Annotated in this window: 22 protein-coding genes and 1 riboswitch; of the genes, 9 read left to right on the top strand and 13 right to left on the bottom strand. The window is 66.3% G+C overall.

The window, feature by feature from the left end; all coding sequences use genetic code 11:
- Positions 1-188 precede the first annotated feature (188 nt).
- A complete protein-coding gene (locus tag ABDB87_RS06440; RefSeq protein ID WP_345925187.1) occupies positions 189-695 on the top strand; it encodes a DUF1993 domain-containing protein in 507 nt (168 codons plus the stop codon).
- Between the two features lie 87 nt (positions 696-782).
- On the opposite strand, the gene ABDB87_RS06445 is transcribed toward ABDB87_RS06440, so the two are convergent.
- Positions 783-2,837, bottom strand: coding sequence for a TonB-dependent receptor domain-containing protein (locus ABDB87_RS06445; RefSeq protein ID WP_345925189.1), 2,055 nt, complete (start codon positions 2,835-2,837; stop codon positions 783-785).
- Between the two features lie 154 nt (positions 2,838-2,991).
- On the bottom strand, positions 2,992-3,552 hold the full coding sequence (locus ABDB87_RS06450) for a gamma carbonic anhydrase family protein (RefSeq protein WP_345925191.1): 561 nt from the start codon (positions 3,550-3,552) through the stop codon (positions 2,992-2,994).
- 204 nt (positions 3,553-3,756) lie between these two features.
- On the opposite strand from ABDB87_RS06450, the gene ABDB87_RS06455 reads away from it, so the two are divergent.
- From ABDB87_RS06455 to ABDB87_RS06470, 4 genes are all read left to right on the top strand, one after another.
- Positions 3,757-4,227: a GNAT family N-acetyltransferase gene (locus ABDB87_RS06455; RefSeq protein WP_345925192.1), complete on the top strand. Its 471-nt coding sequence runs from the start codon at positions 3,757-3,759 to the stop codon at positions 4,225-4,227.
- Complete coding sequence (locus tag ABDB87_RS06460) at positions 4,224-4,583, top strand: YbaN family protein (protein WP_345925194.1); 360 nt, start codon at positions 4,224-4,226, stop codon at positions 4,581-4,583. The genes ABDB87_RS06455 and ABDB87_RS06460 overlap by 4 nt, the downstream gene beginning before the upstream one ends.
- 104 nt (positions 4,584-4,687) lie before the next feature.
- Positions 4,688-6,199: an AMP nucleosidase gene (locus ABDB87_RS06465; RefSeq protein WP_345925196.1), complete on the top strand. Its 1,512-nt coding sequence runs from the start codon at positions 4,688-4,690 to the stop codon at positions 6,197-6,199.
- Between the two features lie 12 nt (positions 6,200-6,211).
- Positions 6,212-6,493, top strand: a complete 282-nt coding sequence (locus ABDB87_RS06470; RefSeq protein WP_345925198.1) for a DUF2164 domain-containing protein — start codon at positions 6,212-6,214, stop codon at positions 6,491-6,493.
- 14 nt (positions 6,494-6,507) lie between these two features.
- Here ABDB87_RS06470 and ABDB87_RS06475 read toward each other — a convergent pair whose 3' ends face one another.
- On the bottom strand, positions 6,508-7,017 hold the full coding sequence (locus ABDB87_RS06475; protein WP_345925200.1) for a hypothetical protein: 510 nt from the start codon (positions 7,015-7,017) through the stop codon (positions 6,508-6,510).
- Between the two features lie 101 nt (positions 7,018-7,118).
- The gene (locus ABDB87_RS06480) at positions 7,119-7,586 is read right to left on the bottom strand and encodes a hypothetical protein (protein WP_345925202.1); all 468 of its coding nucleotides are present in this window, start codon (positions 7,584-7,586) and stop codon (positions 7,119-7,121) included.
- 189 nt (positions 7,587-7,775) lie between these two features.
- Between ABDB87_RS06480 and ABDB87_RS06485 the strand changes: the two genes are divergently transcribed.
- Positions 7,776-8,318 (top strand): GNAT family N-acetyltransferase, encoded by a 543-nt coding sequence (locus tag ABDB87_RS06485; protein WP_345925204.1) that lies wholly within the window; start codon positions 7,776-7,778, stop codon positions 8,316-8,318.
- A 20-nt stretch (positions 8,319-8,338) separates the two neighbouring features.
- Here the strand turns inward: ABDB87_RS06485 and ribB are convergent, their stop codons facing one another.
- The 9 genes from ribB to ABDB87_RS06530 form a co-directional block, all read right to left on the bottom strand.
- The gene (ribB, locus tag ABDB87_RS06490; RefSeq protein ID WP_345925206.1) at positions 8,339-8,971 is read right to left on the bottom strand and encodes a 3,4-dihydroxy-2-butanone-4-phosphate synthase; all 633 of its coding nucleotides are present in this window, start codon (positions 8,969-8,971) and stop codon (positions 8,339-8,341) included.
- A gap of 106 nt (positions 8,972-9,077) precedes the next feature.
- Positions 9,078-9,222: riboswitch (FMN riboswitch) on the bottom strand.
- A 74-nt stretch (positions 9,223-9,296) separates the two neighbouring features.
- Positions 9,297-9,914 (bottom strand): LysE family transporter, encoded by a 618-nt coding sequence (locus ABDB87_RS06495; protein WP_345925208.1) that lies wholly within the window; start codon positions 9,912-9,914, stop codon positions 9,297-9,299.
- Positions 9,915-9,997: 83 nt separating this feature from the next.
- Positions 9,998-10,531 (bottom strand): hypothetical protein, encoded by a 534-nt coding sequence (locus ABDB87_RS06500; protein ID WP_345925211.1) that lies wholly within the window; start codon positions 10,529-10,531, stop codon positions 9,998-10,000.
- 168 nt (positions 10,532-10,699) lie between these two features.
- A complete protein-coding gene (locus tag ABDB87_RS06505; protein WP_345925214.1) occupies positions 10,700-11,188 on the bottom strand; it encodes a prolyl-tRNA synthetase associated domain-containing protein in 489 nt (162 codons plus the stop codon).
- Between the two features lie 69 nt (positions 11,189-11,257).
- Complete coding sequence (locus ABDB87_RS06510) at positions 11,258-12,238, bottom strand: TRAP transporter substrate-binding protein (RefSeq protein ID WP_345925216.1); 981 nt, start codon at positions 12,236-12,238, stop codon at positions 11,258-11,260.
- A gap of 154 nt (positions 12,239-12,392) precedes the next feature.
- A complete protein-coding gene (locus tag ABDB87_RS06515) occupies positions 12,393-12,812 on the bottom strand; it encodes a nucleotide triphosphate diphosphatase NUDT15 (protein ID WP_345925218.1) in 420 nt (139 codons plus the stop codon).
- 98 nt (positions 12,813-12,910) lie between these two features.
- The gene (locus ABDB87_RS06520) at positions 12,911-14,527 is read right to left on the bottom strand and encodes a methyl-accepting chemotaxis protein (RefSeq protein WP_345925220.1); all 1,617 of its coding nucleotides are present in this window, start codon (positions 14,525-14,527) and stop codon (positions 12,911-12,913) included.
- Between the two features lie 54 nt (positions 14,528-14,581).
- On the bottom strand, positions 14,582-15,034 hold the full coding sequence (locus ABDB87_RS06525; protein ID WP_345925222.1) for a cache domain-containing protein: 453 nt from the start codon (positions 15,032-15,034) through the stop codon (positions 14,582-14,584).
- A 107-nt stretch (positions 15,035-15,141) separates the two neighbouring features.
- Positions 15,142-15,777, bottom strand: coding sequence for a 3'-5' exonuclease (locus ABDB87_RS06530; RefSeq protein WP_345925224.1), 636 nt, complete (start codon positions 15,775-15,777; stop codon positions 15,142-15,144).
- 151 nt (positions 15,778-15,928) lie between these two features.
- Between ABDB87_RS06530 and ABDB87_RS06535 the strand changes: the two genes are divergently transcribed.
- The 3 genes from ABDB87_RS06535 (at position 15,929) to ABDB87_RS06545 (ending at position 18,019) form a co-directional block, all read left to right on the top strand.
- Entirely contained in the window at positions 15,929-16,477 is a 549-nt protein-coding gene (locus tag ABDB87_RS06535) for a GNAT family N-acetyltransferase (protein WP_345925225.1), read from the top strand.
- Between the two features lie 469 nt (positions 16,478-16,946).
- Complete coding sequence (locus ABDB87_RS06540) at positions 16,947-17,429, top strand: hypothetical protein (RefSeq protein ID WP_345925226.1); 483 nt, start codon at positions 16,947-16,949, stop codon at positions 17,427-17,429.
- A gap of 29 nt (positions 17,430-17,458) precedes the next feature.
- On the top strand, positions 17,459-18,019 hold the full coding sequence (locus tag ABDB87_RS06545) for an SMI1/KNR4 family protein (RefSeq protein WP_345925227.1): 561 nt from the start codon (positions 17,459-17,461) through the stop codon (positions 18,017-18,019).
- Positions 18,020-18,079: the final 60 nt, after the last annotated feature.

The following is an 18,079-nucleotide window of genomic DNA, read 5'->3' on the forward strand; positions in this document are numbered from 1 at the left end:
TTTTCGGTCGGGGCTGGATGTCAGTGTAGCGAAGCAAGGACCCGGCCGTCTGACGGCATTGCCCGCCACGCAGGGCGCCGGCTGGCGTAGAGTCTCTTCCTCGCCGCGATTGCACGCGCCCTGCGGCGACACCACCCCCGCCGGCGGCACACCCCCGCTGCCGCCGGCATCCTGACGGAGATGACACAATGAGCATGACGATGTACGACGCCAGCGTTCCCTGCTTTGCCCGCATCCTGCGCGCCCTTGATGGCGTGCTGACCAAGGCGGAAAACCACGCCGCCGCGAAGAAGATCGATCCGGCCGTGCTGCTGGCCTCGCGCCTCTTTCCCGACATGTTTGCCTTCACCCGCCAGGTACAGATCGCAACCGATCACGCCAAGGGTGCGACCGCCCGCCTGGCTGGCCTGGAAGTACCGAAGTTCGAAGACAACGAGCAGAGCTTCGCCGACCTGCATGCACGCATCGCGAAGACCCTGGCCTTCATCGAATCGGTGAGCGCCGAGCAGATCAATGGTTCGGAAACGCGCGACATCTCGCTGAAAGCCGGTCCGCGCGAGCTCTCTTTCAAGGGACTCGGCTACCTCACCGGCTACGCGATTCCGAACCTGCATTTCCACACCGTGACGGCCTACGCGATCCTGCGCCACAACGGCGTGGAGCTGGGCAAGGCGGACTTCCTCGGCGCGATCTGAGCAACGCAACGGGCAGGCCGGTTTCCCGGGCTGCCCGCGCTGTGACGGGGGCCGCATGACGCGGCCCCTTCTGCTTCCAGCGCCCGATCAGAAGCTCATCCGTACGCCCAGGGTGAGGTTGCGGCCGGTCAGTGGCGTCGCATCCTTGATGAAGCTGGAGTGGGCATAGGCGAGCTGGTTGGTGAGGTTGTCCAGCTTCGTGTAGAACTGGTATTCCAGCCCGGCCTGCCGCAGCGTGTAGCTCGCACCGAGATTGATCAGGTTGTAGCCCGGCGTGCTGGTCTCATGATCAGCCACGCGGCGCTGACTGGCCACGCGGAAGATCTCGGCACGCGCGCTGAAGGCATTGCGGCTGTATTCACCCCGCAGGCCGGCGCGGGCCGCCGGAATGCGGGCAAGGTTCTGGCCGTCGTCGGTGTTGGCGAGCTTCGCCCGCACATAGTCGCCCAGCAGGCTCAGCGCATAGTCACGCCCGAGCGCCTGACGCAGCTCGCCCTCGAAGCCGGTGAAGCGCGCATCCCGCTGGCTGTATTCGATCAGCTGCAGGCCATCGAGCTCGTCCAGCGTGCGGGCGTGAATGTAGTTCTGCACCCGGTTGTGATAGACGCCCAGCTTCAGCGTGGTGTCGCCTTCGGTCTTGCGCAGCGAGAGATCGAGGTTGTTCGAGGTCTCACGCTTGAGGTCGGCATTGCCGCGCTCCCAGGTGCGGGTGGCGAGGTGCAGACCATTGGCATACAGCTCCTCGGCGGTGGGCAGGCGCTGGGCCCGAGTCAGGCTCGCACCGGCCTGCCAGCCGGGCGTGAAATGCCAGCTCGTGCCAGCCGAGACCGAGGTGCCGTTGTGGGTGCGGTTGCCCTGATCGCTTTCCACATCGATGCGCTGCCATTCCTGGCGGGCCGCACCCTCCACATGCCAGTCACCGAAGCGCTGCTCTTCATGCACGAAGAGCGCCTGGCGGCGGGTGTCGGTCGGCTGCAGATAAGCCTCTTCGCCGATGGCGGAAAAACGCCGGCGGCTCAGCTCGGTGCCGACGAGGCCCCGCCAGCCGGCCAGCGGCGCATGCTCGACTTCGATGCGACCGTTGCCGGCGCGATTGCGGAAGGTGGTGGCGACTTCGCCCTCTTCCACTTCGTCGTGACGATAGTCGGTCAGGCTGCCGCGCACCCGCACGCGGCTGATGCCGGCAAAGGGATTGCGCTGCTCGCCGCGCAGATCCCAGCGCTCGGTGCGCATGACCAGATCGGGCACGCCTTCCTCGTGATCGTGGCCTTCTTCCTCTTCGTGCGCCGGGCAGGCCAGCGTATTGCCGTCGGCTTCGCAGCCTTCCAGATCATGCGCATGGCCGGGCAGGCCGTAGGTGCGGTGCTGGCTGCTGAAGGCCAGGCCCCAGAAGCCCTGCTCGCCGATCCAGGAGGCACCGATGCTGCCGCTGTTGCCGCGCGAGGCGCTGCCATAGACGCGGTCGCCGCCGGACCAGTCGCGGCCGACGCGATAGTCGCCGGCATGATGGTTGAGGCCTTCCACATGCAGCGCGAACTGGCGCGCGCCGGCCGTCAGACCGAAGGCGGTGGCGTAGTCGCGCGCGGCGGTGCCGGCACGCATCTCCACATTGCCGCTGACGCCTTTTTCGGGGATCGCGGTGGGCACGCGCTCATCGAGCACATTGACCACGCCGCCGGTCGCGCCGCCGCCATAGACCAGTGCGGACGGGCCGCGCAGCACCTCGATGCCGGTGGCCAGCATCGGATCGGTGGCCACGGCGTGGTCCGGGCTGATCGTGGAGGCATCCTGGATCTCGGCGCCGTCGGAGAGCACGCGCACGCGCGCACCGTCCATACCGCGGATGATCGGCCGGCTGGCGGCCGTGCCGAAGTGGCTGGCCGCCATGCCGGGCTCGTCGGCGAGGGTTTCGCCGAGGCTGGTGGCACGCCGGCGCACGAGTTCATCGCCTTCGATCACGCTGTTGGGCGTCAGCAGTTCGCTGCTGCCGCTCTGCAGCGGGCTGGCCGTCACCGTGACCGGGGCCAGCACGGTGGTCGGTGCCGGCTCCGCAGCCGCGGCAAGACCGGGGGCGGCCAGCAGCGGCAGGGCGAAACGGATGGCGAGGGGAAGGGGGCGGAGGGAGAGGGGTCGGGAGCTCATGCGGATTCCGTTGGACAGGGGTGAAAACGCCAGATGCAATCAAGTTGCATTTTAACGATTTTCACTCCTCATGCAACAAGGTTGCATAAGCTGATGGAATTCCGGCGACGAAGGCCCGGACGGCAGCGCACGCCGGGGTACCGCCCCCGCGCACTCAGAACTCGTTCTGCAGCTTCTTGTAACCGGCCACGAGTTCGTTGTTGGTCCGCGCCACATCCTCCGAGAATTCGGTGGCAGACGCCGTCACCTTCGGAATGGTGCCGAGGTCAGTGTCCGGATGGATATGAGTGGTCGAAGGCACATAGAAACCCGCCGGCAGATCGCAGCCATCCACCACCGAGTTGTGACGCACCACGCAGCCCTCGCCCACGCTGCAGTTGAAGACCACGCTGTTGAAGCCGATGAACACCCGCCGGCCGATGCTGCAGGGGCCGTGCACGATGCTGCGGTGGGCAATCGAGGTGTGCTCGCCGATGGTCACCGCGGCGCCGGACTTGGAATGGATCACCACGCCGTCCTGGATGTTGGAATGCGCCCCGATGATGATCGGCTCCATCCCGCCTTCCGCATTCACCTCGTCGGCGCGGATCACGGCATAGGGACCGATGAACACGTTCTCACCGACGATGACCTTGCCGCAGAGGATCGCGGTCGGGTCGACAAAAGCGGATTCGGCGATCTGGGGCAGATCGCCGCTGGGATTCTTGCGGATCATGGGATTTCCTTCTGCATGAGACATTCCGCGCCGGCCAGGACGGGAACCGGAGGGCTGCCGGGCGCGCAGGCCGTGGCCCGCAGCCGGGGATTTGACCACGCGACCTCCCGCACCGCAACAATGCCGCCGGTGGTGTTTTTCGATCCGGCGCAGTTTGCCTGCTACAGTCGGCACATCCGCCGAGACTTCCAGGAATCCGCCCCGATGCCGCACACGCCCCGCTTCCGGACCGCCCAGGCCAGCGACGCGCCCGCCATTGACCGGCTCTACCGGCAGCTCGTCAGCCACCCCGGCGTGAATGTGCAGGCCGGGCGCATCGCCGCGCTGGCAGACGATCCGGCCACCCGGCTGTTCGTATGCGAGCAGGGTGGCGCCGTGGCCGGCACCGCTCTGGTATCGCTGTGTGCCGATGTCATGTTCGGCCGCCAGCCCTATGCGGTGGTCGAGAATTTCGTCATCGACGATGCGCTGCGCGGCAGCGGACTCGGCTCGGCGCTGATGGCGCACATCGAAGCCTTCTGCCTCGCGCAGGACTGCTCCAAGATCATGCTGCTGAGCAGCGCACAGCGTGAAGCCGCCCACCGCTTCTTCGCCCGTGCCGGTTTCTCGGGCAGTGCCAAGCAGGGTTTCGTGAAATACCGCAGTGCCCTCACTGCCGGCGGTGCGCACGCATGATGCGCCTCCTGCTCTGGCGGCTGCTCGCCATCGCCGCCCTCATCCTCGGCCTGATCGGCATCGTGCTGCCGGGCCTGCCCACCGTGCCCTTCGTGATTCTCGCCGCCTGGGCCGGCGGCCGCGGCTGGCCCGCCCTTGAAGCCTGGCTGCTGGCGCATCCGCGCTGGGGGCCGCCGATCCGCAACTGGCGCGAGCACGGCGCCATGCCGCGGCGCGCGAAATGGCTCTCCAGCCTGATGATGGCCGTCAGCGCCGCCCTGCTCCTGGCGAGCCCCGCGCCGCTGCCAGTCAGGGTTGGCGTGCCGATGCTGATGCTGGCCGTCGCGATCTGGATCTGGCGCCGGCCGGAAGCCTGAGACCGCGCGCCATGCCGCCCGCCGCGAGCTGGCCGGTTCGGGGTAATGTAGAGGCCGAGGCGCCCCGAGACGCCCGGCTCATATAACGAGAAAGGAAAAACACGATGCCACTCCGCCCGCCCTTCATTGCACCGGTCCGTTTCTCCGATGCCGACGCTGCCCTCGCCCAGGTTCAGCTCATCTACAACACCAGCATCAACCATCTGCGCGAGGCGCTGCAGCGCTTCGTGGCCGGCGAGGATTTCGTGCCGGAAGATGGCCGCAACCCGCTGCGGGTGCGGGCCTGCTATCCCTTCGTGCGAATCCAGACCAGCACCGTGGCGCGCGCGCGCGGCGCGGACAAGCGATTGTCATACGGCTTCGTGGCCGGCCCCGGCCACTACGAAACCACGCTGACGCGGCCGGATCTCTTCGCCGGCTACTTCCGCGAGCAGTTCCGCCTGCTGATCCAGAACCATGACGTGGAGATCGAGGTCGGCATCAGCTCGCAGCCGATTCCGGTGCACTTCTCCTTCGGTGACTACGACCACATCGAAGGCAGCATGAGCACCGAGCGCCGCCAGCTGATGCGCGACGTGTTCGACCTGCCCGACCTCTCGGTGATGGACGACGGCATCGCCAACGGCACGCATGACACCCAGCCCGGCGAAGCCCGCCCGCTCTCGCTCTTCACCGGCCCGCGGGTGGACTACTCGCTGCAGCGCCTGCGCCACTACACCGGCACCTCGCCCGAGCACTTCCAGAACTTCGTGCTCTTCACCAACTACCAGTTCTACATCGACGAGTTCGTGCGCATGGGGCATGAAGCGATGCAGGACCCGGCCAGCCCCTATGTGGCCTTCGTCGAACCGGGCAACATGGTGACCCGCCGCAGCGGCCTGCCCGCCGGTGAGCTGGACGCGCTGGGCAAGGTCCCGCCGCGCCTGCCGCAGATGCCGGCCTACCACCTGGTGCGCGAAGATGGCAGCGGCATCACGATGGTGAATATCGGCGTCGGCCCGGCCAACGCCAAGACCATCACCGACCACATCGCGGTGCTGCGCCCGCATGCCTGGCTGATGCTGGGCCACTGCGCCGGCCTGCGTACCACGCAGGAGCTGGGCGACTATGTGCTGGCCCACGCCTATGTGCGTGAAGACCATGTGCTCGACGAAGACCTGCCGGTGTGGGTGCCGATTCCGGCGCTGGCCGAAATCCAGGTGGCACTCGCCACCGCAGTGGCCGACGTGACCGGCCTCACCGGCCATGAGCTCAAGGGCGTGCTGCGCACCGGCACCGTCGCCACCACTGACAACCGCAACTGGGAGCTGCTGCCGGACAACACGCCGCAGCGCCGTTTCTCGCAGAGCCGCGCAGTGGCGCTCGACATGGAATCCGCCACCATCGCCGCCAACGGTTTCCGCTTCCGCGTGCCCTACGGCACCCTGCTCTGCGTGAGCGACAAACCCCTGCATGGCGAGATCAAGCTGCCCGGCATGGCCAACAACTTCTACCGCGAACGGGTCGACCAGCATCTGCGGATCGGCATCCGCGCGCTGGAAATCCTGCGTGAGAGCGGCCCCGGTTCGCTCCACAGCCGCAAGCTGCGCAGCTTCGCCGAAGTGGCCTTCCTGTAGGCGGAGACCGGCATGGCGATCGAGCTCGACAAGCAGACCCGCGAGGAAGCGATCGCCTCCCTGCAGCGCTACTTCCGCGAAAACATGGAGGAGCCCCTCGGCAACATCGGCGCAGGCGCCCTGCTCGGATTCTTCATCGAGGAAATCGGCCCGGCGATCTACAACCAGGGCGTGGCGGACGCGCAGGCGCGGATGCTCGCCCGGGTTGAAGACCTCGACATCGAAGTGCATGAGGAAGGCTTCCGCTACTGGCGGAAGTACGACGAGGCCGCACCCGGGCGCGGCAAGCGCTGAGTGCGGCCGGCCGCTCAGGCGCCCAGCATTTCATGGATGCGGGCCAGCCCGTCATCCGCCAGCGCCTGACCGAGCCGGGAGCCACGCACGGCGAGATGCCATTGCGATATCGCGCTGCGCATGGCACCGGCATCAGCCACCCCCTCGAGCCGCGCAAGCAGCGGCACGGCCAGCACACCGAGGCTGCTGCGCGCCTGCTCGCTCATCCACGCCCGGATCTCGGGCCAGTTACCGGGCAGGCTCGCCACGGCCTCCTCCACCGGCACGGGCGGCACAACCGACGGTGGCGCATCCGCCCCTGAATCGATCAGCCCTGCCCCGGCAAGCCGCTCAAGCTCCGCCGGCACATCGGCATCCGGCAACAGTCCCTGCAGGATGAGCGCATCGCGCCGACCATCGATCAGGATCAGCAGGCGACGCTGGACAGCATTGAAACGGGGGTCACGGCGGGCCAGGGCCTCCGCCCCGGCAGCGGTCTTGCGCGGCGGCGGCAGCGGCCTGGAAACGGGCGCTGGAGTGGGCATTTGCGGGAGCGGAGCACGACAGAGGCCCGGATACTAAGCGCCCGCCCCCGGATCAGACCAATGAACTTTTCATGTCAGCCGGCCCGGGCGGCCCGCACGGCTCAGACGCTCGCGACCGGATGCGGGCAGAGCGTGTTGAGCAGGTCGATCAGGGGCTGGAAGAAGCGGCCGGCGAGCAGTTCAGGCGTCGCTTCACCGGCAGGCGAGGCATGTCCGGCGGTCGCATCCGCGAGCGTCTGCATGAGCGGCTGCAGCAGCGCAGCGGCCACCGGCAGGCGCCGCACCAGACAGGACACCGCTGCGACGAGCGCGGTGAAACCCGGCAGGTCGGGATGGGCGCGAACGAATTCCGCCAGCTTGATGGCGACGATCTTGCCAAGCGCCACCGCCCGCCCTTCCACCTGGCAGCTGCATTCGGCCAGGCTGAACAGGCGGGCGGAAACCTCGGCGGGCAGACCGCTGCCACGCAGCCAGAGATAGAAATCCGCACTGCACGTGACATTCGCTTCGGCCTGGAGCAGCGCGAGCTCCAGCCGGGCTTCGGCAAGGGGAAAATCGAAGACTTGCATGAGAATCAGGACGGGGAAAAGACAGGGCCGGTGTTGCAGCGCGCAGCGATCCGGCGTCTTCATTCAAGCACCCACCTCCCGCAAGGTGTGTAGCGTTTTGTCACATCCGGACTGGCTTGAATTGCGACGCCAGGCCGTTCAGCATGACGGAATCATTCCCGCCGCCTGCTCCAGCGCACAGGACCCGCCATGACTTCCGCATTCCGACCGGTCATCCGCCGCTTCGTCGACACCGACGCCCCTTCATTCCTCGCGGCCGTGCAGGCCTCCCCGGAGGCGCTGGCCAGATGGATGCCCTGGTGGAAAGCGGACTACGCGCTGGCGGATGCGCAGGCCTGGATCGATCACACCTGCAAGGTCTGGCAGGAGGGCAAGGATCGCCTGTTCGGGATCTTCGATGCCGGCACCGGCGCCGTAATCGGCGGCACCGGCATCAATCGCATCGATCCGGCGCATCGCACCGGCAACATCGGCTACTGGGTGAGCACGCCCTGCACGAAACGGGGCGTGGCCCGGTTCGCCGCGCGCGAAATGGCGCGCTTCGGCTTCAGCGAGCTCGGGCTCACCCGGCTCGAGATCGTGGCGCTCCCCGGCAATGCCGCCAGCATCCGGGTCGCGGAAGCGGTGGGCGCGCAGCGCGAATGCCTGGCCCGCAACCGGGTCTGGCTCGGCGGCCAGGCGCATGACGCGCTGGTGTTCTCGCTGGTGCCGGAAGACGCGGCCCGCTGGTAAGCGTGCCGCGCCAGCCGGGCTCAACCTGCCAGATGCGTGGCCAGCTCGGCGATCGTGAGGATCACCATGTCATGCGCCGCGGCGTAGCCGGTGATGTCTTCACCGCGCGCCATGCTGCCGTCCGGATTCATCAGTTCGCACAGCACGGCCGCCGGCGCGAGGCCTGCCAGGCGCACCAGATCGACCGAGCCTTCGGTGTGGCCGCGCCGGGTCAGCACGCCGCCGGGCTGTGCGCGCAGCGGGAAGACATGGCCGGGGCTCACGATGGCCTCCGCCGGCCCTTCGAGGGCTGCGCGGATGGTGGTGACGCGATCGGCCGCCGAGACGCCGGTGCTCACCCCGCGGCGTGCCTCGATCGACACGGTGAAGGCGGTGCCGAAGCGGCTTTCGTTCTGCCGCACCATGGGTGCCAGCTGCAGGCGCTCGATGTCGGCATCGGTCAGGCAGAGGCAGACGATGCCGCTGCAATCGCGGATCAGCCGGGCCATCGCGGCGGTGTCGATGTTTTCCGCCGCCATGATGAGGTCGGCTTCGTTCTCGCGGTCAAAGTCATCCATCAGGATGACCGGATGCCCCCGGCGCAGATCCTGCAGCGCACGCGCGAGGCGGGCCGCAAAGGGGGTATCGAGGGGAAGGTCTTGTGTCAGTTGCATGATTGAAACGCTCTCGCGGAAAGTGGGCGAAAAACGTTTCAGGGCTGATGGCCAGGCCAAGCGCGAACGCCTGCGCTGGCGCGAACCAGGGCAGGCAAGGGTGCTGGCAGGTCTTCTCTCATCCGGACTGTAACCGTCGGCTCCGGCATCTCACCGGATCTGCTGACCCTGTCGCATGACAGGCGCTCGCGGGCTCGGCCCCGTGGGGCCCTACCGCCGGTGGGGAATTTCACCCCGCCCTGAAGACGTGCTCTTGCCGGCGAACCGGCGCGGCCATTCTACGCCGCGGCACCGCCGCCTGAACTTTCGGGCAGGCGGGGCGGACTCAGACCGGCTGCGCCATCACCGCCAGCCCCAGGCCGAAAGCGGCCAGCAGCACGCCGAGGCTTCGCTCCAGGATCACGCGGGAGCGGCCGAAGACGCGCTGGGCAGGCTCCGAAGAAAACACGCAGGCCACCAGCGAAAACCAGAGCAGATGGATCAACGACAGGAAGGCGCCAGCGGCCAGCTGCGCGGGCAGCGGCGTGGCCGGGCCGATCACCTGGGTGAAGAGCGCCACGGTAAAGAGCGGCGCCTTGGGATTGAGCAGATTGCTCAGGAAGCCGGTGCGCAGCGCGGCGAAATCGCTCAGCGCGGCCGCTGGTGCGTCACCGCTCACGGCACCGGGCGTGCTGCGCAGCATCTTCACGCCGAGGCAGACCAGATAGGCCGCACCGGCATAGCGGATCAGGTTGAACAGCAGCGGCGAATGCGCGATCAGCAGACCGATGCCGGCGAGCGTGTAACTCACATGCAGCAGCAGGGCCAGCGCGATGCCCAGTGCGGTGAGCACGCCGGCACGACGCGAGCGCAGCAGGCTGTTGCGCGTGACCATCGCGAAATCGGCGCCGGGGCTGATCGCGGCCAGGGTGCAGAGGGTGACAACGGACAGGGCTTCAATCATGGCGGGGCGGGGGGCAACTCGACGCCCCCATGCTGCCTGCCGCCGCCGCGCCTGGCTTGGAAAAAATTGCAGCCCGCGCCGGCTCAGACCTCGTGCGCGTACAGCCGGCTCAGCACCATGCCATGGGCCTGATCCACCGGCATCAGGCCCGATTCGACGGCGCGGACGAAGCCGAAGGCATTAGCCGGCGCAATCGCATCCGCTTCCAGCAGCGCGCGCAGGCAGTGAAAGAAATCGCTGCGGATCGCCGACCCCTCGAAAACGCTCGCGGGCGGTGTGGCGCGACGGCGACGCGCCTCGACCAGCTGACGGGCCATGCCGCGTGCGCTGCCCGGATCACACCAGCGTGACGCGCCCCAGGCGACCACACCGCTGGCCGCCGCGGCGCCGGCCCAGCCGACAGGGGTCGCCGCCATGACGCCGTGCACGACCAGCGTGCGCAGGGCCAGCAGCGCCGGCAGCTTGCCCAGCGCCACGACACCGGCAGCCGCTGCGCCGAACAGCAACCCGAGGATGCCGCGCCGCCCGGCGCTCAGATCGCCGCGCTCGGTTTCCTGCTGAAGTCGGGTCACGAGTTTGAGAACTTCGCTCTTGCTGAGCCGGGTGTGCGGATCCATGGTGCGCCTGTCATGCCTGTGCGGTGGAACAAGGGCCGCCGCTTGCGCCGCAGGCGATGCGGGCGGGCGTGCCGGAAGATCAGGCGAGTCTAGGGAAGCGCAGGCGGGCGGTGTGTGGCGGTTTGTGGCAAAGGCGGCGTGCCCGGCGCGGGCGCGGCAATGCCCGATTCAGGCGGGAAACTCGATGACCCGCACGCTGCGCCCGGCATCGTCCAGCAGCCGGCGGACGTCTGCCAGTGCCATCACCAGGGTCGCGGTGTTGGTGTAGGGATGGCATTGCAGCGCCTCACCCTGCCACAGCGTGGCGTCGATCACCAGCTCGACCGCCTGGGCGCGGTCACACAGGATGTCCAGCAGCGAGACCGAGCCGGGCGTGCTGGCCAGATGCCGGTCCAGGCGCTCGGCTGAGGCGAAGCTCAGGCTGTCGGTATCCAGCGCGCCGGCCAGCCATTTGAGATCGAGCCGCTGCGCGTCATGCATCACCACCAGAAAGTGCCGCCGGCCCTTGCGATCCTTCAGGAACAGGTTCTTGGTGGGCAGGCCATCCATCGCGATATCGAGCGCAGCCGCGGCTTCGCAGGTGAACACGGCTTCATGCTCATGCCGGACGGGGCAGATTCCCAGGCGGCTGAAGAGGGCGGCAAGATCGGGTTGCATGACGCAGGGATGAAGGACGGAGCGGCCAAGGATAACCCGGGCCGCCCGGGCGGTCACACCCCTGCGGGCTCAATGCGTGCCGACGATTTTCAGCACCGCATCGAGGTCTTCCGGACGGGTCACGAAGCGCGGATAGATCTTCACCGCTGCTTCCTCGATGGCGCTGCTGGCCATGTCCTCGCGCGCGATCACGTTGAGCCCGCGGCGGCGGGCCGCGGCGATCGACTCGGCCTCACGCCGGCTCCACTCGCCGGACTGCTGGCGGGTGACTTCGCGGGCCGTATCGCGCAGCAGCGCCTGCTGCTCGGCCGTCAGGCCCAGCCACACCTTGCGCGACATCACCAGCATGTTCGGCACGCGCACATGCTCGTCCTGGATCAGGTAAACGCCTTTCACCTCCTTCGCCACACTGAGGAAGTTCACCGTCTCGTCGGCCGTGCAGTCGACCTTGCCGCTGCGGAAGGCTTCGCCCAGCTCGGCGTCGCCCAGGCTCACCGGCGTGGCGCCCAGCTCCGTGATCAGCGCACGCAGCACCGGCGTGCCCAGCCCGCCGATGCTGCGACCACGGAAGTCGGCAATGTCATGGATCGGCTTGTGGCAGATGAAGTTGCGCGGCGAGGTCGCCATGTAGCTCAGGCCGACGAGGCCGTTGGCTTCGAGTTCCTTCTCGAGCTGCAGGCCGAAACTGCCGGTGAGCACTTTCCACATGTGCGACTCGGAGCGCAGCAGATAGGGCAGGCTGGCAAAGGTGGCGGTCTTCGAGAAGGGCTCCAGCACAGCCAGGCTGACGCGGGTCATCGCGATCGTGCCGTTCTGCAGCCCGCGCAGGGTGTCGAGCTCGCTGCCGGCCACGCTGTTGGGCCAGACCTTGATGTCGAGCATGCCGCGGCTGCGGGTGCGGACCAGATCGGCAATGCGCTCGACGGTGCGCACGGCCACATGCTCCCGGCCCTGCACATCGGGCGAGACGAGCTCCAGGGCCTTGCCCTGGAATGAGGCCGCGCACAGCAGCACGGTCAGCAGTGCCTGAGAAAGCTTGAGGTTTTTCATCCCTGTTTTCCTTGCATGGTTTGAAACACGGCCGGGCGCAGGCCCGGGCCTGTCGCACGGCGTGCGGGGGTATCAGCGAATATCCATCCGGCCGCATGCGGGCGGGTGCAAACAAGCGTGAATTCCGCGGCGCGGCCGACGCCGCGCGGGCGCATCACGCCGGCCTGAAACCGCTCGCAACCAGCGTGGCCAGCGGCGCAAAGAGCGGTTGCGGCAGGGCGGACCATTCATGCCACTGCCAGCCGCGGCACTTTGCGGGCTCCAGCCGTTGCGGCTCGCCGGGGCCGGCGTCCGCCAGCATGAAGAGCGTCACATAGTGGCGACCTTCGGCTTCGAAGATGTCATTGCTCCACGGGCCACGACGCAGATTCAGCAGCGTGAGGCCGGTTTCCTCCAGGGTTTCGCGGCGGGCACAGTCTTCCACGCCCTCGCCGAACTCCAGATGGCCGCCGGGCAAGGCCCAGCTGCCGGCGCCATGCGCACCGCTTCGCTCACCGAGCAGAACGCGGCCGGCGCGCATCAGGATCACGCCCACCCCGATGCGGGGCACGGGCGGGCAAGTGGTGTCACTCATGGGTCGGTTCGCCTTGCGGTGCGGTGAATGGGCTGGTCATGATGCCTTCATGGCCCGCACCGGGCCAGCCCCTGCAAGCCTGCCGTCAGGCGCCCTGCTCAGCAGCGGAAGCGCTGGACGGTATCGAGCAGCCCCTGGGCCAGGCGCTCCAGTTCGTCTGCCGCCTCGCGCCCCCGGCCGACAGCGGTCGAGTTGGCGGTGCTGCCGCGATTGATTTCCTCGACCCGCTGCGCGATATCGTTCGACGCATAACTCTGCTGGCGCGCCACCTCGTTGAGCTCCTGCAGATTGGCGAGGGACTGCAGCGCGCCCTCATCGAGCCGGCAAAGCGGCTCGCGCAGGCTTTCGACTTCCGCCGCGCCGGACTCCACATGGCTGCGCGCGGTTTCCATGCCGCCTGCCGCCTGCAGCGCCTGCTGCTGCACATGCTCGATCATCTGCTGGATCTGCGCGGTCGCCGCCGAGGTCTTCTCGGCGAGCTTGCGCACTTCATCGGCCACCACCGCGAAGCCCCGCCCCTGCTCGCCGGCCCGCGCCGCCTCGATGGCGGCATTGAGCGCGAGCAGATTGGTCTGGTCGGCAATCTCGTGTATGACATTGGCAAACCCGCTGATTTCTTCCGCACTGCTCACCAGCCGGGTCATCGAGCTGGCGGTGTCGTCGACCGTGCTCACGATCTTGCGAACCTCGCTAGACGCGCGCAGCACCTGGTCACGCCCGGCACTGGCTGTCTGCGAGGTTTCGTGCGCCACGCGCACCACCGCCTCGGTGCGCTCGGCCGCGCTCTGCACGCCCAGGCTGAGCCCGGCCACCATTTCGGAGATGTGCTCCAGCGATTCGCCCTGCAGTCTGACGCTGTCGGCCACGCCGGAGGCCATCTCACTCATCGAGTGCGACGCGGTTTCCACTTCGCGGGCACCGGCCTGCACTTCCGCGATCACGCCGCGCAAGCCTTCCTGCATGCGCGAGAGTGCGGCCAGCAGCTGGCCGACTTCATCCTTCGAGCGGGGCGCGATCCGCAGCGTGAGGTCACCGTCGGCCACCCGCGCCGCAACCCTGACCGCTTCCGCCATCGGGCGGGCAATCCGGCGCGCCATGAAGATGCTGGTGCACACCGCGAGCACCAGCGAGACCACCAGGATCAGGCCGGAGAAGGTCAGCGCGCGTTTCGAATCGCTGTCGGCCGCCTCATAGCGCTCGCGGGCGGAATCGGTCTGGGCCTGCAGGGCCTCGGCCACGCCGGAGGCGATCTGGCGGAAGAGGTCGTCCGCCGTCTGCATGCCGGATCGACCCATGGCCGGATCGACCGTGGCCATGTCGAGTGCGGTACTCACTGCCTTGCGATAGCTCGCCAGCGCTTCGGCGACCTGGCCGAGCGTGGCGCGGTCCGCTTCCGGAAAGGTGTCTGACGCGCGCAGCGCCTGCACCTGTCCGTCCAGCCGCACCAGCGCATTGTCGATCGCGGCGATGCGGGCGCTGACACGGTCTGCCGGCATGCCGTCGAGCGCGGTGAAGAGGCTGTAGGCGTCAGCATGCGTCTGCAGCAGCGAGGATTCCAGCCCCTTGACCAGCAGCACCTGGCTGAAGCGCTGCTCGAAAAGCTCACGCAAGGCACCGTGCATCGAGTTGATCGAATACACGCCGGTGGCGCCGAGCGCGAGCATCAGCACCACGCACAGCAGGGGCGCAGCGAGCATCCGGTGAATGATCCGCATGATCTGGTCCTGGTCAGCCTGAAGAAAAACCCGTGCCGGCGATCCGGAGCGGGCTCAGCGCTTGTAGACGCCTGCGCACACGATGTCTTCGCCCAGCCGCTCGCAATAGGCCTGCTTCGGCAGCACCTTCTTGCTGATCGGATCGGTGAAGGCATAGTCCTGCCAGAACTTGCCCTTGCTCTTCGCCAGCTCGACGCGCTCGCGCACGAAGAACTTGCCGTCCGGATCCCGGAAATCGAGCAGATCCTTGCCGACCATCTTGTTGTTCTGCCCGTGGGCCAACACCTTGCCGGTCATGTCATAGACCACCGGATAGAGATCGCGGTCGATCCACTTCGGCGCCTTGGCGGTGATCTCGTCGAGCGTGGCCGCCCGGTTGGCCTTGATGGCGGCCGACACCTTGGCGACCATCGCTTCGGCCTCCTTCGCGGAGGCATAGGATTCGGCCGCATGGGCAGCCGGAAAAAGGGCGAGCAAGGCGGTAGTCGCGATGGCCAGGGCTTTCATGATTCCTCCGACGGTTGGGCTGCCCGCAACAGGGCGTGTCCAGAACCTAACGACGGAGCCTTGCGCCGCTTGAACGTACCTTCGGGCCTGTACGGGCTTGCCCCAAGTCAGCCGCGGCCGGCCGCCCCCGGCGCGCGCAGCGCCTGCCACACCGCCAGCGCGGCCCAGGCATCGTTGGCCGCATAAAGCTTCTGCTGGGGTGAGAGCTCCAGCAGCGACCAGTTGGAAGTCGTGACCTTGTGCGACTTGTGAAAGCGCTGGCCCAGCACCAGGCCCACCGCGGCACGCACGCCCATGTCGCCGCTGTAACCCTCCTGGCGGAACACGCTGTCGAGGTCCAGCAGCGCGGCGGGCTGCACGCCCAGCTTGCTGCGCGTCTGGCTGCGGTCTGACTTGAGGCCGAAGCCCACTTTCTGCAGCGCGGCAGACGCCAGCAGCTCGCGCAGCACCTCATGGCAGGCCGCGTGGCAGGTCTGGAACAGGAAGGCCTTGCGATCGATCGCGAACTGGAACACATGCGGCCCGTCACTGACTTCGCCCGGCCGGAAGGTTGGCTTCGATTCGGTATCGAAACCGGCCACGCCCGCCGCCAGAATCTCGGCAGCCGCCGCCGCGAAGCCCTCCGCCGTGGCGGGCACCACCACCTGCGCCAAGGTGAGAACGGGGAAAGGCGGCAGCAGCGCCGTTTCCGCCTTGGAAGGGCCCTTCTTCTTTTTAGGGGCGGCGCTGGGGGTGTCGGTCATGTCGGCAGAATCCGGAAAGCGAAAGCGCGATTGTAGGCGCTGCGCCCTCAGGCTTCGGGCCGGCGGCAAGGCCGCCTCCGCAACGACGGCCTTCCCGCCCGCCCGGATATTCCGTCATCATCAAACTTCCCCCTCCTTCCCGGGAGCTGCCATGTGGATCCGTCAGGCCCTTCAGACCGATGCCGCCGTGCTCGGCGAACTGCATGCCGCCAGCTGGCGGCTGGCCTACCGGGGCGCGCTGAGTGATGAATTCCTCGACACCGACGTGGTGTCGAACCGACGTGAATTCTGGGAAGCACGCCTGGCGCAGCCGGAGCCGAGTCAGCAGGTCTTCCTCAGCGGCAACGAAGCGGGGGCCACCGGCTTCTGCTGCGTCTTCGGCGATCACGCCCCGGCCCTCGGCGCCTTCCTCAACAACCTCCACGTCATGGCCTCGGCCCAGCGCCAGGGCTACGGCCGCGCCCTGCTCCATGCCGCAGCGACCAGCAGCCTCGCCAGCGCGCCGGATCGCGGCATGTTCCTGTTCGTGCTGCAAGGCAACCTCGCCGCCCAGGCCTTCTACACCCGCTTCGGCGCCCGCATGGCCGGCACCGAACAATGGGACGCCCCCGGCGGCGGCCGCATTCCCCTCTTCAAGATGCACTGGCCGAGCCTGCGTGCGCTGGCCGACGCCACGACGGGATTTGCCGCGCCGGAATAAGCCGATTCGCAGAGCCGGGCGCGGCGTGATGGCGAGGGGTTGGATTGGGTGACTTAAATCTTCTGCCCGCATTCCGCCAGTATTTCAATGAATGCCTTTCGGAATTGTGGAATGCACGCAGCAGGCGGAGCGTTTTTCAATCAGCGCCGCGCATTTGTGATTTTCGTCATAGGAAGGAGTCAGGATGAAGGCGTAGTTTGATGCCTTGTGTGGCGACAACGTTGTCGGCTGCTTCCGGCCAGAAGCAGACAGACAACCGCCGAATGCAAAGCAGTCACTCAGATCTTTTGTACCATGCAGGTCAGCTGCTGCTTTTCGTCGGCGTTTACTCGGGTAGAAAACCGCTCCTACTCGCCGGAAAGATAGGGAGGAAGCGGTTTTACCCAGTTTCCTAGCCGGGATGTTATCCAGCAGCGCCCGGAGTTATACAGCAAAATTGCTGTCCAAATTTATAGTTAGGTTGCTACTAATGCGTAAGTTCATCACCGCTTTATCTCCTGATTTTTTTGCGGTGTCGAGCATCGTCCTGTTCGCTCTGTCTTTGGCTATGCCAGCGTTTCGTTTCTCTGAAGATGAGGTGTGGTTCAAGTTTTCTTCCGGCAACGACCTTTGGCCCGGCTTTTTAGTTTTAATTCTAGGTTGGATCGGGGTGTTTCAAGGAGTGTTTGCTTGGCTTTCAAATCCACTCTGGGCTATCGGAATGTTGTTTTATGCGAAGAAACGCTTCTCACGCGCTTTTCAGTTTTTTGTTGCAGCATTTCTTTTCGCTCTGTCAGTATATTTCCTGAAGAAGATAGCAATTAATGAGGGCGGAGGTGAAGGGGCTATCTACTCTATGGGTCTTGGTTACTACACATGGTTGGCATCCATAATTTCAATTCTTGCTGGATCCATACGCAACCTAACCCGCCGCTCAAGTGGGACTCCGCCACTGCGTGGCTCCGCCCCTTAGCTCCACGTTAGACAAACAAGGAATTTCCGATGGAACATACTTGGCAAAAGTTTGAGCAGTGGCTTGCACAGAATTGGCCCGAGGGCCTCTCCTGTTTGAATCCACCAGCGTCTGACGAACAGATTGCTCAGCTTGAGTCACAGCTCGAAGCAAAGCTCCCGGCCGATTTCGTTGCTTGCCTCAAAGTTCATAACGGCCAAAACGGGTTTTCGTCAGTGTTTGATGGCATGGAGTTCTTGTCGTGCGAGGAAATCTATAGCCAATGGTTTGTCTGGAAGGATCTGTTGGACGGAGGAGATTTCAAAGACATTTCCTCTGAGCCTGATGAAGGAATTAAGAGCGACTGGTGGAATTCAAAGTGGATTCCGTTCACTCACAACGGCGGCGGCGACCATCTTTGTCTCGATCTTGATCCCAGTGCGTCAGGATCGGCTGGCCAGATCATCACTATGTGGCACGACATGGAGGCCCGAGAGTTAAAAGCCAAGAGTTTTGGCGAGTACTTTGAGTCCTATGTGTCTGGCGTTCTCACCGGGAAGTACGTCTACTCCGAGGAGTATGGTGGACTCATCAATGCAGACGATGTCTAACTTTGCAGTCGAGCGGGACAGCCAACAAGCTGGCGCTTGGTGGTTCCCTCGCTTCGCTCC

Origin of the sequence: Uliginosibacterium paludis, assembly GCF_039631355.1 — a bacterium.
GTDB classification, from domain to species: domain Bacteria; phylum Pseudomonadota; class Gammaproteobacteria; order Burkholderiales; family Rhodocyclaceae; genus Uliginosibacterium; species Uliginosibacterium paludis.

What these genes read in the sequence shown, in the direction of transcription:
- ABDB87_RS06450 (WP_345925191.1), bottom strand. Translation starts at nt 3,552, where the DNA reads ATGATCCGCAAGAATCCCAGCGGCGATCTGCCCCAGATCGCCGAATCC.
- ABDB87_RS06530 (WP_345925224.1), bottom strand. Translation starts at nt 15,777, where the DNA reads ATGACCGACACCCCCAGCGCCGCCCCTAAAAAGAAGAAGGGCCCTTCC.
- ABDB87_RS06480 (WP_345925202.1), bottom strand. Translation starts at nt 7,586, where the DNA reads ATGCAAGTCTTCGATTTTCCCCTTGCCGAAGCCCGGCTGGAGCTCGCG.
- ABDB87_RS06440 (WP_345925187.1), top strand. Translation starts at nt 189, where the DNA reads ATGAGCATGACGATGTACGACGCCAGCGTTCCCTGCTTTGCCCGCATC.
- ABDB87_RS06495 (WP_345925208.1), bottom strand. Translation starts at nt 9,914, where the DNA reads ATGATTGAAGCCCTGTCCGTTGTCACCCTCTGCACCCTGGCCGCGATC.
- ABDB87_RS06545 (WP_345925227.1), top strand. Translation starts at nt 17,459, where the DNA reads ATGGAACATACTTGGCAAAAGTTTGAGCAGTGGCTTGCACAGAATTGG.
- ABDB87_RS06535 (WP_345925225.1), top strand. Translation starts at nt 15,929, where the DNA reads ATGTGGATCCGTCAGGCCCTTCAGACCGATGCCGCCGTGCTCGGCGAA.
- ABDB87_RS06485 (WP_345925204.1), top strand. Translation starts at nt 7,776, where the DNA reads ATGACTTCCGCATTCCGACCGGTCATCCGCCGCTTCGTCGACACCGAC.
- ABDB87_RS06445 (WP_345925189.1), bottom strand. Translation starts at nt 2,837, where the DNA reads ATGAGCTCCCGACCCCTCTCCCTCCGCCCCCTTCCCCTCGCCATCCGT.
- ABDB87_RS06475 (WP_345925200.1), bottom strand. Translation starts at nt 7,017, where the DNA reads ATGCCCACTCCAGCGCCCGTTTCCAGGCCGCTGCCGCCGCCGCGCAAG.
- ABDB87_RS06455 (WP_345925192.1), top strand. Translation starts at nt 3,757, where the DNA reads ATGCCGCACACGCCCCGCTTCCGGACCGCCCAGGCCAGCGACGCGCCC.
- ABDB87_RS06470 (WP_345925198.1), top strand. Translation starts at nt 6,212, where the DNA reads ATGGCGATCGAGCTCGACAAGCAGACCCGCGAGGAAGCGATCGCCTCC.
- ABDB87_RS06515 (WP_345925218.1), bottom strand. Translation starts at nt 12,812, where the DNA reads ATGAGTGACACCACTTGCCCGCCCGTGCCCCGCATCGGGGTGGGCGTG.
- ABDB87_RS06510 (WP_345925216.1), bottom strand. Translation starts at nt 12,238, where the DNA reads ATGAAAAACCTCAAGCTTTCTCAGGCACTGCTGACCGTGCTGCTGTGC.
- ABDB87_RS06465 (WP_345925196.1), top strand. Translation starts at nt 4,688, where the DNA reads ATGCCACTCCGCCCGCCCTTCATTGCACCGGTCCGTTTCTCCGATGCC.
- ABDB87_RS06525 (WP_345925222.1), bottom strand. Translation starts at nt 15,034, where the DNA reads ATGAAAGCCCTGGCCATCGCGACTACCGCCTTGCTCGCCCTTTTTCCG.
- ribB (WP_345925206.1), bottom strand. Translation starts at nt 8,971, where the DNA reads ATGCAACTGACACAAGACCTTCCCCTCGATACCCCCTTTGCGGCCCGC.
- ABDB87_RS06505 (WP_345925214.1), bottom strand. Translation starts at nt 11,188, where the DNA reads ATGCAACCCGATCTTGCCGCCCTCTTCAGCCGCCTGGGAATCTGCCCC.
- ABDB87_RS06540 (WP_345925226.1), top strand. Translation starts at nt 16,947, where the DNA reads ATGCGTAAGTTCATCACCGCTTTATCTCCTGATTTTTTTGCGGTGTCG.
- ABDB87_RS06500 (WP_345925211.1), bottom strand. Translation starts at nt 10,531, where the DNA reads ATGGATCCGCACACCCGGCTCAGCAAGAGCGAAGTTCTCAAACTCGTG.
- ABDB87_RS06460 (WP_345925194.1), top strand. Translation starts at nt 4,224, where the DNA reads ATGATGCGCCTCCTGCTCTGGCGGCTGCTCGCCATCGCCGCCCTCATC.
- ABDB87_RS06520 (WP_345925220.1), bottom strand. Translation starts at nt 14,527, where the DNA reads ATGCGGATCATTCACCGGATGCTCGCTGCGCCCCTGCTGTGCGTGGTG.